This window comes from Sphingopyxis sp. GC21 (assembly GCF_025727575.1).
GTDB classification, from domain to species: Bacteria; Pseudomonadota; Alphaproteobacteria; order Sphingomonadales; family Sphingomonadaceae; genus Sphingopyxis; species Sphingopyxis terrae_A.
Window position 1 is genome coordinate 241,958 of record NZ_CP095845.1, and the last position, 14,094, is coordinate 256,051.

Below are 14,094 nucleotides of genomic sequence, written 5' to 3' on the forward strand. Positions count from 1 at the left end.
GCATGGCTTTTCCTGTCGCGATATTTGGGAATGTAGCTTGGTCGATTTCGACGTCCTCAATGCGATCATCGCGCCCGAAGCCGAGGCGATGGGCCTCGCGCTCGTGCGCGTCGCCTTTTTCGGCGGCGAGGAAGACCCTACGCTGCAGGTGATGGCCGAACGGCCCGATACGCGCCAGCTGACGATCGACGATTGCGCCGATCTGTCGCGCCGTATTTCGGACCGGCTCGACGCGCTGGAGGAAGCGGGCGAGGACCCGATCGAAGGCGCCTATCGCCTCGAAGTGTCGTCGCCCGGGATCGACCGCCCGTTGACGCGTCCCGCCGACTTTACCGACTGGGCGGGGCATGAGGCGAAAGTCGCGCTGAAGGAAAAGCGCGACGGGCGCCTGCGCTTCAACGGCGAACTCGCCGGCATCGACGCCGGCATCGTCACGATTTTCGACAAGGAAGGGGTCGAGCACAAGCTGCCGTTCGACGCGATCGACACGGCCAAGCTCGTCCTCACCGACAAACTGATTGCCGCAACCGTCCCGCTCTCGATCGAGGGTGCCGACGACATGGAAGAAGAAGGACAGGACTGATGGCCACTGCCATTTCCGCCAACAAGGCCGAACTGCTCGCGATCGCCAACAGCGTCGCCAGCGAGAAGATGATCGACAAGGGCATCGTCATCGAGGCCATCGAGGAAGCGATCCAGCGCGCGGCGCGCGCCCGCTACGGCGCCGAGAACGACATCCGCGCCAAGCTCGACGCGCAGACCGGCGACCTGCGCCTGTGGCGCGTCGTCGAGGTGGTCGAACAGGTCGACGATTATTTCAAGCAGGTCGACCTTGCCGCCGGCCAGAAGCTGCAGAAGGATGCGAAGGTCGGCGACTTCATCGTCGATCCGCTGCCCGCGGTTGACCTCGGCCGCATCGACGCCCAGTCGGCGAAGCAGGTGATTTTCCAGAAGGTCCGCGAAGCCGACCGCGAGCGCCAGTTCGAAGAATATAAGGACCGCGCGGGCGAGATCATCACCGGCGTCGTCAAGTCGGTCGAATTCGGCCACATCGTCGTCAACCTGGGCCGCGCCGAAGGCGTGATCCGCCGCGATCAGCAGATCCCGCGCGAACTGATGCGCGTCGGCGACCGCGTCCGCGCGCTGATCCTGTCGGTGCGCCGCGAAAATCGCGGACCGCAGATTTTCCTCAGCCGCGCGCACCCCGACTTCATGAAGAAGCTGTTCGCGCAGGAAGTCCCCGAAATCTACGACGGCATCATCGAGATCAAGGCCGCGGCGCGCGATCCGGGCAGCCGTGCCAAGATCGGCGTCATCAGCTATGACGGCTCGATCGACCCCGTCGGCGCATGCGTCGGCATGAAGGGCAGCCGCGTTCAGGCGGTCGTCCAGGAAATGCAGGGCGAAAAGATCGACATCATTCCCTGGTCGGAAGACACCGCGACCTTCGTCGTCAACGCGCTTCAGCCCGCGACGGTGCAGCGCGTCGTCATCGACGAAGATGACGGCCGTATCGAAGTCGTCGTTCCCGACGATCAGCTCAGCCTTGCCATCGGGCGCCGAGGCCAGAACGTCCGTCTCGCCAGCCAGCTGACCGGCAAGCAGATCGACATCATGACCGAGGCCGACGCGAGCGAAAAGCGTCAGCGCGAATTCGTCGAACGCTCGACGATGTTCCAGGAAGAACTCGACGTCGACGAAACGCTCGCGCAGCTGCTCGTCGCCGAAGGCTTCGGCGAACTCGAAGAAGTCGCTTATGTGCCGCTCGACGAACTGGCGAGCATCGAAGGCTTCGACGACGAACTGGCCGAAGAGCTGCAGAGCCGTGCGACCGAAGCGCTCGAACGCCGCGAAGAAGCCGCACGTCAGGAACGCCGCGGACTTGGCGTCGAGGATGATCTGGCCGAACTGCCGCACCTGACCGAAGCGATGCTCGTCACGCTCGGCAAGGCCGGGATCAAGACGCTCGACGATCTTGCCGATCTCGCAACCGACGAACTGATCGCGAAGAAGCGCAGCGAGAATCGCCGCGGCCCGGCGCGCGAGCGTTCGGAACGCGCCGAGGACAAGGGCGGCGTGCTTGGCGAATATGGCCTGTCGGAAGAACAGGGCAACGAGATCATCATGGCGGCGCGCGCGCACTGGTTCGACGACGAACCGGCTGCCGAAGCCGAAGCCCAGACCGGGGAGGCCGCCGATGCGGACCCCGCGCAATGATCAGCTAAGCCAAACCGACCGCGCGGGTAAGCGCGGACAGCACGCGCCCGAAAGGCGCTGTGTGGTAACCGGCGACGTGGCGCCGGCCGGACGGCTCGTGCGCCTCGCGCTCGGGCCCGACGGCATGATCGCGCCCGACGTGCTCGGCAAGGCGCCGGGGCGCGGCGCGTGGATCGGCGTCGACCGCGAAGCGCTCGAAGCGGCGCAGGCAAAGGGCAAGCTCAAGGGTGGGCTGGCGCGGGCGCTGCACGAAGGCGCCTTCACGATTCCCGACGATCTGGGCGCGCGGATCGAGGCGCAACTCGCGCGTGCGACGCTCGACCGGCTGGGGCTTGAGGCGCGCGGCGGAATGCTGATCCTCGGCAGCGAGCGGATCGAGGACGCGGCACGCCGCGGACAGGTCCGCCTGCTCCTGCATGCGCAGGATGCCGGCGAAGACGGGCGAAAGAAACTGGCACAGGCGTGGCGGGTCGGCGAGGATCACGAAGGGTCCGGCCGTGAGGGGACGGTCTTGCCGGTGGACCGATACACCCTATCTATGGCATTGGGGCGTGAAAATGCGGTGCATCTGGGCGTGACCGACGCCCGTGCCGCTGACCGGGTGCTGGCGCATTTGAGCCGCTGGCAGTTTTTCACCGGATGGTTTAGGGACGCGGCCAACCGCGTTTCCGATCAGGATTCCCGCACGGCGGGGAATGGGATGGCGTCCAGGGAGCCCGACACGGACTCTCCGGTTTCGGACGCGTATTGAAGGAATAAGACGTTTCGATGAGTGACGAACAGGACAAGCCGACTCTGACCCGCAAGCCCCTGGGGCTGAAGCGTACGGTAGAGGCCGGACAGGTGCAGCAGCAATTCAGCCACGGCCGCCGCAATACGGTGGTGGTCGAGGTGAAGCGCCGCCGCGTGCTTGGCCGTCCCGGCGAAGCGGCGCCCGCGCCTGAGGCTGAAGTGGTCGAGGCCGCGCCCGCACCCGCGCCGAAGCCGGCTGCACCCGCACCGGCGCCCAAGCCCGCCGCGCCCAAGGCCGACAGCCTGATGTCGCGTCAGGAGCGCCAGACGCAGTTGCTGCGCGAAGCCGAAGAGGCGCGTCTCGCCGCGCTTGAAGAAGCGCGCCGCCGCGAAGAGGCTGAACGTGCCCGTGCTCTGGAAGAAGAGCGCGCGCGTGCCGCCGAAGCGCGGGAGGAAAAATCCAAGGCTTCCGAGGAAGTGCCCGCTCCGGCTGCGGCCGAGCCCGCCGCCGAAGCGCCGGCCGCGCCCGCTGCCGAAGCCAAGCCGGCCGAAGCCGCGCCGCGCGCCGCCACGACGAGCAGCGCTGCGCCCGCGCCGCGTCGCTTCACGCCGGTCGAGGCGCCGAAGCGTCCCGAACCGAAGCGCGCCGAACAGAAAAAGGAACATCGCGGCGATCACCGGCGCCAGTCGGGCAAGTTGACCGTCACGCGTGCGCTCAACGAGGATGAAGGCGCGCGTGCGCGCAGCCTCGCCGCGCTGAAGCGCGCGCGCGAAAAGGAAAAGCGCTCGCATCTGACGCCGAGCGGGCCGCGCGAAAAGCAGGTTCGCGAAGTCGTCGTTCCCGACACGATCACCGTGCAGGAACTGGCGAACCGCATGGCCGAAAAGGGCGCCGATCTCGTCAAGGCGCTGTTCAAGATGGGCATGATGGTCACCGTCAACCAGACGATCGACCAGGATACCGCCGAACTGCTCGTCACCGAATTCGGGCACGAGATCAAACGCGTCAGCGAAGCCGATGTCGATATCCGCAACGATCAGGACGTCGATGCGCCCGAACAGATGAAGCCCCGCGCGCCGGTGGTCACCATCATGGGCCACGTCGATCACGGCAAGACCAGCCTGCTCGACGCGCTGCGCGGCACCAGCGTCCAGTCGGGCGAAGCCGGTGGCATCACCCAGCATATCGGCGCCTATCAGGTGAAGACCCCCGACGGGAGCCAAGTCACCTTCCTCGATACGCCGGGCCACGAAGCCTTCACCGAAATGCGCGCGCGCGGTGCCAATGTCACCGATATCGCGGTACTGGTGGTGGCGGCCGACGACGGGCTGAAGCCGCAGACGATCGAATCGATCAACCATGCGAAGGCAGCCGGGGTGCCGATCATCGTGGCGATCAACAAGGTCGACAAGGAAGGCGCGAACCCGCAGCGCGTGCGCGAGCGCCTGCTCGAGCACGAGATCGTCGTCGAGGAAATGGGCGGCGACGTCCAGAATGTCGAAGTTTCGGCGCTCAAGAAGACCGGGCTCGACAAGCTGCTCGACGCGATAGCGCTTCAGGCCGAGATCATGGAGCTCAAGGCCAACCCCGACCGTTCGGCCGAAGGGACGGTGGTCGAGGCGAAACTCGACAAGGGCCGCGGCCCCGTTGCCACGATCCTCGTCCGCCGCGGGACCTTGAAGGTCGGCGACATCTTCGTCTGCGGCGCCGAAAGCGGCCGCGTCCGCGCGCTCGTCAACGATCAGGGCCAGCAGATCAAGGAAGCCGGTCCGTCGATGCCGGTCGAGGTTCTTGGCCTCGGCGGGGTCCCGATGGCGGGCGACACGCTGACCGTCGTCGAGAATGAGGCGCGCGCGCGCGAAGTCGCCGCCTATCGTCAGGAACAGGCGCTCAAGAAGCGGACGGCGCAGGCGCCGGTCAGCCTCGAAGGCATGTTCTCGGCGCTCGCCGACAAGGCCAATGTCATCGAATATCCGGTGGTCATCAAGGCCGACGTGCAGGGCAGCGTCGAAGCGATCGTCAACGCGCTCAACAAGCTGTCGACCGACGAAATCCGCGTCCGCGTGCTCCATTCAGGCGCCGGCGCGATCACCGAAAGCGACGTGACGCTGGCGGCGGCGACGAATGCGCCGATCATCGGCTTCAACGTCCGCCCCAACGCCAAGGCGCGCGAGATCGCGAACCGCGAAAAAGTGCGCTTCATGTATTATGACGTCATCTATCACCTGACCGAGGAGGTCGCGAAGGAGATGGCAGGCGAGCTGGGTCCGGAACGCGTCGAAACCGTCGTCGGCCGCGCCGAGGTCAAGGAAGTCTTCCCGGCCGGCAAACGCGACAAGGCCGCTGGCCTGCTGGTGCTCGAAGGCATCATCCGCAAGGGGCTCCACGCGCGTCTCACGCGCGAGGACGTCATCGTCTCGGCAACGACCATCGCGTCGCTCCGCCGTTTCAAGGACGATGTCGCCGAAGTGCGCGCGGGCCTGGAATGCGGCGTCGTGCTGGCGGATACCAACGACATCAAGCCGGGCGATCACCTCGAAGTCTTCGAGGTCGAGGAACGCGCGCGGACGTTGTGATCGAACCATCGCCGCACCCCTGCATGCGCGGGGGTGCGGCAGGATATTGAGCGATGCGGCATAACGAAAAACCCGAAGGCCCCTCGGTCCGCGTCCTGCGCGTGGGCGAACAGGTGCGCCATGTCCTGAGCGAGATACTTCAGCGCGGCGACGTGCATGACGATGTCCTCGCGACGCATCCGGTGAGCGTGACCGAAGTGCGCATGTCGCCCGACCTGCGCCATGCCACGATATTCGTGAAGCCGCTGCTCGGCCGCGACGAGGAGGCGGTGCTGAAGGCGCTGCGCACCAACACCGCCTATCTCCAGCGCGAAGTTGCGCACCGCATCCGCATGAAATATGCGGCGAAGCTCAAATTTATTGCTGACGAAAGCTTCGACGAGGCGAGCCACATCGACCAATTGCTGCGCGACCCCAAGGTGGCGCGCGACTTGGGCGGCGGCGAGGGCGAAATTCAAGATTGAGCCCCGATGACGGGTTGGTGGGACCGGATAGGGGCTATTTTCCCTTCGGCGTCTTGATCCCTGCTGCGGCCTCCAGCTCGACCAGCGCTTCCTCCAGATAGTCGATCATCCGCTGCGCGTGCGGCACGCTGCGGCGGCAGGCGGTGATGCCGAAGTCGATGTTCCTGAAATTCGACACCTGCGTGATGTTCATCGCCATGCCGTCGACGGGGATGCTCGCGGGATACATGCCGTCGAGCCGCGCGCCGTTCCAGTACATCTGCTCGCGCGGGCCGGGGACGTTGGAGATGGTCGCCGAATAGGCGGGGAATCTGTCGGCGGTGCGCGTCAGCGCGGTGAGCATCTGCGGGAAATTGGTGATCGCGGTATAGAGCTGGATCTGCTGCGCGGTCATCGCGCGCAGCTGCGCCTTGGCGGCGTTCATCGACGACTGGATCGCCGCCATGCGTTCGGCGGGATCGTCGATATGGGTGGCGAGATTGGCCGTCACCGACGCCACCGAATTACCCGAATCGATATCGTCCTTGGGGCGGATCGAGACCGGCGCCATGGCTTTCAAAGGCTTGTCGGGCAGCTCGTTGAGCGATTGCAGATATTTGCGCATCGCGCCCGCGCACATGCCCAGCACCGCGTCGTTGATCGTCCCGTCATAGACCTTGCCGACCGCGCGGACGCGTTCGAGCGACCAGCTTTGCGCAACGAAGCGGCGGGCGCCGGTGATGTTGCGGTTGAAGCTGGTGCGCGGCACGCCGGCAAAGGGGGTGACCAGCCCTTCGCCGCCGATCCCGAACATCGCCGCGACATATTGGTTGAGCGCCTTGGTCACGCCGACGCTGTTGCCCCACTGCTCCTTCAGAAACTCGCCGATCGCGGCGATGTCGGTCAGGCTGGGGCGCGGCGGCTTTTTGGGCGACGGGAATTTGCGCTTATAGGCTTCATAAGCCTCGACCGACAGCGGCGAGCAGGTCCGCCGTTCCTTGGGGTCGGGCGAGAACATCGAATTGTAGAAATGGATGCTCGCCGCGCCATCCATCAGCGCATGATGCACCTTCTTGAATGTCGCGATCTGCCGATTGGGCAGCCCTGAGATCAGCGTGATCTCCCATAAGGGGCGGGTGCGGTCGAGCAGGCTGGAATGGAGGCGCGAGGCGAGTTCGAACATCTCGCGGTAGCGCCCAGGCTTGGGCAGCGCGGCCGAGCGCACATGATAGTGCATGTCGATGTCGCGGTCGGGTTCGAGCCGGATCGGGCCGTACTGGCCGAGCGGGGTGAGTTTCAGCACCTCGCTGAACGGCCGCCGCAGCCCTTCCGACTGGCGCAACAGTGCGAGCTGTTCGTTCAGCCAGTCGGTTTCGTCGACATCGTCGGGCAGCGTGTAGAGGTTGATGCCGCCGATGTGCATCGGCATTTCGCGACTTTCCCCCCACAGGAACATCGCATCGGTCACCGGCATCAATCGCATTGCAGCTCTCCCCACTGTTAATGCTGCATCTTTTGTGCGCAGCATGACAGCGGGGGCGGGCGAGTCAAGCTGCGGTGTCGACGGCTGCCGGCGCGCGGCGGGTGTCAGACGTGGGGCAGCACCATCCTGCGCGTGATGTCGGGGTCGCGGTCGCGGTGGACCGCGATGCCGGTAAGCAGACTTTCGGCGATCATCCGCGCCCGCGCGCCGACCAGCGCGACCGCCCCTTCGCTCGGCGCCACATCGCGCAGCGTGGCATAGAAGAGCCCGAGCCAATGCTGGAAATGGCTCTCGCCGATGGTCGGGATCGCAAGATGCCGGGCCATCGGATTGCCGGTGAAATTGCCGGCGCCGAGCAGGATCGACTGCCAGAAGCGGTTCATCTGCGCGAGATGCCCGGGCCAGTCGTGGATGCGGTCGTCGAAGATCGGGCCAAGCAGGGCGTCGCGCCGGATCGCGGCGTAGAAGCGATCGACGAGCGTTGCGATAAAGGCTTCATCGACCCCCATCGCGATGGCGGCGGCGCGCCGGTCCTCGCGCGCAGCGATGGCATGGGGGTGGGCGGGGACGGTCTTCTTCATCGCCTCGACTCGATAAACGGCATTTCATTTGCCGCTTTATCGACCTTGCGCATAAAAGCAATATTTCATATACCTATTTTATGCGATTGAGCCTTCACAGCGACTATGCGCTGCGCATCCTGATGGCGCTGGCGGCGACTGGGCGCCAGATGTCGGTCGACGAGATCGCCGGCCAATATGGCGTGTCGCGCAACCATCTCGCCAAGGTGGCGCAGCGGCTGCAGGCGCTCGGCTATGTCGCGGCGCAGCGCGGACGCGGTGGCGGGCTGACGCTCGCCAGGGCGCCCGAGACGGTGATCGTCGGCGCGGTGGTGCGCGAGCTCGAAAGGCTGGACGGCTTTGTCGAGTGTATGAACCCCGCGACTTCAGCCTGCCCGGTGCGCGGCGGCTGCGGATTGCAGGGCGCGCTCGCCGGGGCACTGGCAGCCTTCGCCGCGCATCTCGACGGCTATACCCTCGCCGATCTGTTGCCGCAGCCGGCGCGTTTTCGCGCGCTGCTCGGCGTCGCCTGATTGGGCTTGCGCGGCGCCGCCGAGGCGGTATCGCTCAAGCCATGGCCAAGCTCTATTTCTATTATGCCAGCATGAACGCGGGCAAGTCGACGACGCTGCTGCAGGCGGATTTCAACTATCGCGAGCGCGGGATGGAAACGATGCTGTGGACCGCCGCGCTCGACGACCGTTACGGCGCCGGGCAGATCACCAGCCGCATCGGCCTGCTTGCCGAGGCGCATAAATTCGATCCCGAAAGCGATTTGTGGGCGGCGGTGAGCGAGGAGCATCGTCAGCGCCCGCTGGCCTGCGTGCTCGTCGACGAGGCGCAGTTCCTTTCGAAAGATCAGGTGTTCGCGCTGGCACGGCTCGCCGACGAGGCGGATATTCCGGTGCTCTGTTACGGGCTGCGCACCGATTTCGCGGCCGATCTCTTTCCCGGTTCGGCGGCGCTGCTCGGTATCGCCGACGCGCTGGTCGAACTCAAGGCGGTGTGCGAATGCGGGCGCAAGGCGACGATGAACCTGCGCGTCGATGCCGCCGGCCGTGCGGTGGTCGCGGGGGCGCAGACCGAGATTGGCGGCAACGACCGCTATGTCGCCATGTGCCGCCGCCATTTCATGGCCAAGCGCCGGGCTGCGGCAGAGGCTTTGCAAGAGGCGGGCGCCGATGCTTGACCGGCTTTATGTCGAACTGACCGACGGCGACCTCCGGCTCGTCAAGCTGGCCGAGCCGCACCGCGAGGCGCTGCGCGCCGCCTGCGCCGCCGATACCGATATCTGGCCGATCTATTCGTCGAGCTTCGATTCCGATCATTTCGACACGAGCTTCAACGCGCTGATCGGGCATGAGAGCCGGATGCCCTATGCGATCGTCGACGGCGATCGGCTGGTCGGCATGACCGCTTATCTGCGTCCCGATGTGTCGGCGCAGACGGTGGAGATCGGCAACAGCTATATCGAGCCCGCCGCGCGCGGGACTGGCCTCAATGGCCGCGTCAAACGACTGATGCTCGACCATGCCTATGCCGTCGGCATTCGCCGCATCGAATTCCGCATCGATGAGCGCAACAAGCGCAGCCAGGCGGCCGTCACCAAGCTCGGCTGCACCAAGGAAGGGGTGCTGCGCGCTGAGCGGATCACCTGGACCGGCTTTGTCCGCGACACCGGCCTGTGGTCGCTGCTCGCCGATGAATGGCGCACAGGAAGCTGAAGTTGGTGGGAGCGTGGCAAGCGGGTCAGCGCCGGTTCAGCATCGACCCGCTAAGCCGTGTGCCGGGATGGGCCTCCATCTGGAAAGGTTCGTTATGAACAGATTATTCGCACTCTCCCTGGCCGCCGCCTTGCTTCCCCTTTCGGCAACTGCGGCGGCCGAAGGGGCACCGCAGGAATCGCGCGCGCTGGGCGTCGAAACCGGCATCAGCTTTCCCAGCAACGCGACGATCCGCACCTTTCAGGCCGATGGCGAGGATGGCGTGTGGATTCAGGACAGCCGCCGCGACTGGTATTATGCCACCTTCTTCGGTCCGTGCCGCGACATCGATTTTGCGCAGGCGATCGGCGTCGACACGCGCGGAACCTCGCGGCTCGACAAGTTCGCGTCGCTTCTGGTGCGCGGTGAACGCTGCGCGATTTCGTCTTTCGTGACATCGGCGCCGCCGCCGACCAAGGAAGAGCGCAAGGCAGCGCGCGAGGCGGAGAAAGCCGCCAAGGCCGCAGCGGACGCCGCCAAGTCGAATTGAGCCCGATCGAATCGATCCCGGTCGAATTGACAAGCATCGCCCGCGCGGCCTAGCCCGCGCGGCGATGAACGGATGGATCATAATGGACAAGCCCGTCGGGCTCGGCTCGACGCAGGCGGTTGCCGCAGTCAAGCGCGTGTGCCGCGAAGCCGGGCTGGGCAAGGTCAAGGTCGGCCATGGCGGGACGCTCGACCCGCTTGCCTCGGGCGTGCTGCCGATCGCGATCGGCGAGGCGACGAAGCTGTGCGGGCGCATGCTCGACGCGAGCAAGGTCTATGATTTCACGATCGAGTTCGGGACCGAGACCGCCGGGCTCGACGCGGAGGGCGACGTCGTTGCGACCAGCGACGTGCGGCCGCGGCTTTCGGAAATTGCTGCGGTTCTGCCGCGCTTTACCGGCGCGATGGAACAGGTGCCGCCCGCCTATTCGGCGATCAAGATCGACGGCGAGCGCGCCTATGACCGCGCGCGCGCCGGCGAAACGGTCGAGATGAAGGCGCGGGCGGTGATGATCCACTCTCTTCGTCATTCCGGACTTGCTGAGGCATATGTTGCCGAGGGCGCCGAATGGACCCCGGATCAAGTCCGGGGTGACGAAAGTGGAGAGGCGGAGCGGCTCGATTCCATCACGCTCACGGCGCATGTTTCGAAGGGTACCTATATCCGCAGCCTCGCGCGCGACATTGCGCGGGCGGTCGGGACGGTCGGGCATGTCACCATGTTGCGCCGGACGAAGGCAGGGCCGTTCGCGCTCGATCAGGCGATTTCGCTGGACAAATTGAACGCTTTCGGCCAAGGGGCCGCCCAATCAGAGATATTTCTGCCGCTGGAGGCAGGGCTGGTCGACATCCCGGCTCTGGACCTTTCCCCGGAAGCGGCAGGGGCGATCCGTCAGGGTCGTGTCTGGACCGGGGGAAGCACGCAGGACGGGCTCTATTGGGGACGCGACGCCGACGATCGGCCCGTGGCATTGATAGAGGCTTTGGCGGGAACGCTGAAGGTCGTGCGGGGCTTCAATCTGTAACAGGATGTTCGAAGGAAGAAACACATGTCGATTACCGCCGAACGCAAGGCCGAACTCATCAAGGAACATGCCCGCGAAAAGGGTGATACGGGTTCGCCCGAAGTGCAGGTCGCGATCCTGACCGACCGCATCAACACGCTGACCGGCCATTTCAAGTCGCACGCCAAGGACAATCACAGCCGTCGCGGGCTGCTGATGATGGTCAACAAGCGCCGCAGCCTCCTCGACTATCTCAAGAAGAAGGACGAGGGACGCTACACCGACCTGATCGCGAAGCTGGGTCTTCGCAAGTAAGACCATGAGGGCGGCTCCGGGTTCGGGGCCGCTTTCATTTTTGCCGTTCGCAAGAGCGGCGTGGAGAGGAGCCGCCGCAATCCGGCGCCGGCTTCCGAAAACCAGGGGCAGACAGACGCCCCGACCCGCCCGGGCCGGATTGCCCGGAACAGAGGCCCCGCCCGGCATAGGGCCCGGCGGGCGAAGGAAATTCCATGTTTGACGTGAAAAAAGTATCGATCGAGTGGGGCGGTGAAACGCTGACTCTCGAAACGGGCAAGGTTGCCCGTCAGGCCGACGGCGCCGTGATGGCGACACTGGGCGAAACGGTCGTTCTGTGCGCCGTGACCGCTGCCAAGTCGGTGAAGGAAGGGCAGGACTTCTTCCCCCTGACCGTCCATTATCAGGAAAAATATTCGGCCGCGGGGCGCATCCCCGGCGGCTTCTTCAAGCGAGAACGCGGTGCGACCGAAAAGGAAACGCTGGTCAGCCGTCTGATCGACCGTCCGATCCGCCCGCTGTTCCCCGAAGGCTTCTACAACGAGATCAATGCCATCGCTCAGGTGCTGAGCTATGACGGCCACAATGAACCCGACATCCTCGCGATGGTCGCGGCCTCGGCCGCGCTCACCATTTCGGGCGTCCCCTTCATGGGTCCGATCGGCGCTGCGCGCGTCGGCTATCTCGACGGCGAATATATCCTCAATCCGACCGACGAACAGGTTGCCGAAGGCGACCTCGACCTCGTCGTCGCCGCGACGCACGACGCGGTGATGATGGTCGAATCCGAAGCGAACGAGCTGTCGGAAGAGATCATGCTCGGCGCCGTGATGTTCGCGCACGATGCGTGCCGAGAAGTCGTCAAGGCGATCATCAAGCTTGCCGAACAGGCTGCCAAGGAACCTTGGGAAATCGCATCGTCGGACGACAATGCCGCGATCAAGGACAAGCTTAAGAAGCTGATCGGCAAGGACATCGCCGCCGCCTACAAGCTGACCGACAAGTCGGCCCGTTCGAACGCGCTCAACGAAGCGCGCGCGAAGGCGAAGGAACAGTTTGCAGCCGACGGCCTCAGCCCGCAGGAAGTCATGGCCGGCATCAAGCTGACCAAGAAGCTGGAAGCCGAAATCGTCCGCACCGCCATCCTGAAGGACGGCAAGCGCATCGACGGCCGCACGACGACGCAGATTCGTCCGATCGTCGCCGAAACGCACTTCCTGCCGCGCGCGCACGGTTCGGCGCTGTTCACCCGCGGTGAAACCCAGACGATCGCGACCTGCACGCTGGGTACCAAGGAAGCCGAACAGATGATCGACGGCCTCAACGGCCTGTCGTATCAGAACTTCATGCTGCACTATAACTTCCCGCCCTATTCGGTCGGCGAAGTCGGCCGCTTCGGCGCGCCGGGCCGCCGCGAAGTCGGCCACGGCAAGCTGGCGTGGCGTGCGCTGCACCCCGTGCTGCCGAAGAAGGAAGATTTCCCCTACACCATCCGTCTTACCAGCGACATCACCGAATCCAACGGTTCGTCGTCGATGGCGTCGGTGTGCGGCGGCAGCCTCGCGATGATGGATGCCGGCGTGCCGATCGCGCGCCCGGTGTCGGGTATCGCGATGGGCCTGATCCTCGAAGGCCAGGATTTCGCAATCCTGTCGGACATTCTGGGTGACGAAGATCACCTCGGCGACATGGACTTCAAGGTGGCGGGCACGTCCGAAGGCATCACCACGATGCAGATGGACATCAAGATTGCCGGCATCACCAAGGAAATCTTCGAAAAGGCGCTGGCGCAGGCCAAGGAAGGCCGTGCGCACATCCTCGGCGAAATGAACAAGGCGCTCGGCGAAGCCCGTAGCGAATTGTCGGCGCATGCGCCGCGTATCGAAACGATCACGATCGACAAGTCGAAGATCCGTGACGTCATCGGCACCGGCGGCAAGGTCATCCGCGAAATCGTCGCGACGACCGGCGCCAAGGTGGACATCGACGACGAAGGCACGATCAAGATCGCCTCGTCGGATACCGCGCAGATCGAAGCCGCCAAGGCGTGGATCCTCGGCATCGTCGAAGAAGCCGAAGTCGGCAAGATCTATAACGGTAAGGTCGTGAACCTCGTCGATTTCGGTGCATTCGTGAACTTCATGGGCGGCAAGGACGGCCTCGTCCACGTGTCGGAAATCAAGAACGAACGCGTCGAAAAGGTCGCCGACGTTCTGTCCGAAGGCCAGGAAGTCAAGGTCAAGGTCCTCGAGATCGATCCGCGCGGCAAGGTCCGCCTGTCGATGCGCGTCGTCGATCAGGAAACCGGCGAGGAACTGGAAGACACGCGTCCGGCGCGCGAACCCCGCGAACCGCGCGGTGATCGTGGTCCGCGCCGTGACGGCGGCGATCGCGGCGACCGTGGCCGTGGCGGCCGCGATCGCGGCCCCCGCCGCGATGGCGGCGACCGCGGCCCGCGTCGCGAGCGCAGCGAAGACGGTCCGGAAGATCAGGGCCATGTGCCCGACTTCCTGAAGGACTGATCCTTCGACT

The 14,094-nt window shown here is 65.1% G+C and carries 14 protein-coding genes; 12 read left to right on the forward strand and 2 right to left on the reverse strand.

Going from position 1 to position 14,094, the window contains the following annotated elements; genetic code table 11:
• Window positions 1-37: 37 nt before the first annotated feature.
• Genes rimP through rbfA form a run of 5 tightly spaced genes read left to right on the forward strand, consistent with a single transcriptional unit; the run spans window position 38 to window position 5,990 of the window.
• A complete protein-coding gene (gene rimP, locus MU856_RS01150; RefSeq protein ID WP_062900993.1) occupies window positions 38-583 on the forward strand; it encodes a ribosome maturation protein RimP in 546 nt (181 codons plus the stop codon).
• Window positions 583-2,217, forward strand: coding sequence for a transcription termination factor NusA (gene nusA / locus MU856_RS01155; protein ID WP_003042722.1), 1,635 nt, complete (start codon window positions 583-585; stop codon window positions 2,215-2,217). Before rimP ends, nusA begins: the two co-directional genes overlap by 1 nt.
• Window positions 2,198-2,968 carry a DUF448 domain-containing protein gene (locus MU856_RS01160; protein ID WP_062900992.1) on the forward strand — a complete coding sequence of 257 codons (771 nt, stop codon included), beginning with the start codon at window positions 2,198-2,200 and terminating at the stop codon, window positions 2,966-2,968. Before nusA ends, MU856_RS01160 begins: the two co-directional genes overlap by 20 nt.
• A gap of 17 nt (window positions 2,969-2,985) precedes the next feature.
• Window positions 2,986-5,526, forward strand: a complete 2,541-nt coding sequence (infB, locus tag MU856_RS01165) for a translation initiation factor IF-2 (protein WP_263588241.1) — start codon at window positions 2,986-2,988, stop codon at window positions 5,524-5,526.
• A 53-nt stretch (window positions 5,527-5,579) separates the two neighbouring features.
• On the forward strand, window positions 5,580-5,990 hold the full coding sequence (gene rbfA / locus MU856_RS01170; RefSeq protein ID WP_263588242.1) for a 30S ribosome-binding factor RbfA: 411 nt from the start codon (window positions 5,580-5,582) through the stop codon (window positions 5,988-5,990).
• 34 nt (window positions 5,991-6,024) lie between these two features.
• On the opposite strand, the gene MU856_RS01175 is transcribed toward rbfA, so the two are convergent.
• A complete protein-coding gene (locus MU856_RS01175; RefSeq protein WP_263588243.1) occupies window positions 6,025-7,452 on the reverse strand; it encodes a WS/DGAT/MGAT family O-acyltransferase in 1,428 nt (475 codons plus the stop codon).
• A gap of 104 nt (window positions 7,453-7,556) precedes the next feature.
• Entirely contained in the window at window positions 7,557-8,033 is a 477-nt protein-coding gene (locus MU856_RS01180) for a group III truncated hemoglobin (RefSeq protein WP_186401129.1), read from the reverse strand.
• An 80-nt stretch (window positions 8,034-8,113) separates the two neighbouring features.
• Between MU856_RS01180 and MU856_RS01185 the strand changes: the two genes are divergently transcribed.
• From MU856_RS01185 to pnp, 7 genes are all read left to right on the forward strand, one after another.
• Complete coding sequence (locus MU856_RS01185; RefSeq protein ID WP_263588244.1) at window positions 8,114-8,545, forward strand: RrF2 family transcriptional regulator; 432 nt, start codon at window positions 8,114-8,116, stop codon at window positions 8,543-8,545.
• 41 nt (window positions 8,546-8,586) lie between these two features.
• Window positions 8,587-9,201: a thymidine kinase gene (locus MU856_RS01190; protein WP_263588245.1), complete on the forward strand. Its 615-nt coding sequence runs from the start codon at window positions 8,587-8,589 to the stop codon at window positions 9,199-9,201.
• Window positions 9,194-9,736 (forward strand): GNAT family N-acetyltransferase, encoded by a 543-nt coding sequence (locus MU856_RS01195; protein ID WP_186401126.1) that lies wholly within the window; start codon window positions 9,194-9,196, stop codon window positions 9,734-9,736. Before MU856_RS01190 ends, MU856_RS01195 begins: the two co-directional genes overlap by 8 nt.
• Window positions 9,737-9,830: 94 nt before the next feature.
• Window positions 9,831-10,265, forward strand: coding sequence for a DUF6491 family protein (locus MU856_RS01200; protein WP_062903008.1), 435 nt, complete (start codon window positions 9,831-9,833; stop codon window positions 10,263-10,265).
• Window positions 10,266-10,329: 64 nt separating this feature from the next.
• On the forward strand, window positions 10,330-11,289 hold the full coding sequence (gene truB / locus MU856_RS01205) for a tRNA pseudouridine(55) synthase TruB (RefSeq protein ID WP_186401125.1): 960 nt from the start codon (window positions 10,330-10,332) through the stop codon (window positions 11,287-11,289).
• Window positions 11,290-11,313: 24 nt separating this feature from the next.
• Complete coding sequence (gene rpsO / locus MU856_RS01210) at window positions 11,314-11,583, forward strand: 30S ribosomal protein S15 (RefSeq protein ID WP_003042688.1); 270 nt, start codon at window positions 11,314-11,316, stop codon at window positions 11,581-11,583.
• Window positions 11,584-11,777: 194 nt separating this feature from the next.
• Window positions 11,778-14,084, forward strand: coding sequence for a polyribonucleotide nucleotidyltransferase (pnp, locus tag MU856_RS01215; protein ID WP_062900983.1), 2,307 nt, complete (start codon window positions 11,778-11,780; stop codon window positions 14,082-14,084).
• The last annotated feature ends 10 nt before the right edge of the window (window positions 14,085-14,094 follow it).

Excerpts from the sequence above, each read along its gene's own strand:
- nusA (WP_003042722.1), top strand. The coding sequence starts at position 583 with ATGGCCACTGCCATTTCCGCCAACAAGGCCGAACTGCTCGCGATCGCC.
- MU856_RS01160 (WP_062900992.1), top strand. The coding sequence starts at position 2,198 with ATGCGGACCCCGCGCAATGATCAGCTAAGCCAAACCGACCGCGCGGGT.
- infB (WP_263588241.1), top strand. The coding sequence starts at position 2,986 with ATGAGTGACGAACAGGACAAGCCGACTCTGACCCGCAAGCCCCTGGGG.
- rbfA (WP_263588242.1), top strand. The coding sequence starts at position 5,580 with ATGCGGCATAACGAAAAACCCGAAGGCCCCTCGGTCCGCGTCCTGCGC.
- MU856_RS01175 (WP_263588243.1), bottom strand. The coding sequence starts at position 7,452 with ATGCGATTGATGCCGGTGACCGATGCGATGTTCCTGTGGGGGGAAAGT.
- MU856_RS01180 (WP_186401129.1), bottom strand. The coding sequence starts at position 8,033 with ATGAAGAAGACCGTCCCCGCCCACCCCCATGCCATCGCTGCGCGCGAG.
- MU856_RS01185 (WP_263588244.1), top strand. The coding sequence starts at position 8,114 with ATGCGATTGAGCCTTCACAGCGACTATGCGCTGCGCATCCTGATGGCG.
- MU856_RS01190 (WP_263588245.1), top strand. The coding sequence starts at position 8,587 with ATGGCCAAGCTCTATTTCTATTATGCCAGCATGAACGCGGGCAAGTCG.
- MU856_RS01195 (WP_186401126.1), top strand. The coding sequence starts at position 9,194 with ATGCTTGACCGGCTTTATGTCGAACTGACCGACGGCGACCTCCGGCTC.
- MU856_RS01200 (WP_062903008.1), top strand. The coding sequence starts at position 9,831 with ATGAACAGATTATTCGCACTCTCCCTGGCCGCCGCCTTGCTTCCCCTT.
- truB (WP_186401125.1), top strand. The coding sequence starts at position 10,330 with ATGAACGGATGGATCATAATGGACAAGCCCGTCGGGCTCGGCTCGACG.
- rpsO (WP_003042688.1), top strand. The coding sequence starts at position 11,314 with ATGTCGATTACCGCCGAACGCAAGGCCGAACTCATCAAGGAACATGCC.
- pnp (WP_062900983.1), top strand. The coding sequence starts at position 11,778 with ATGTTTGACGTGAAAAAAGTATCGATCGAGTGGGGCGGTGAAACGCTG.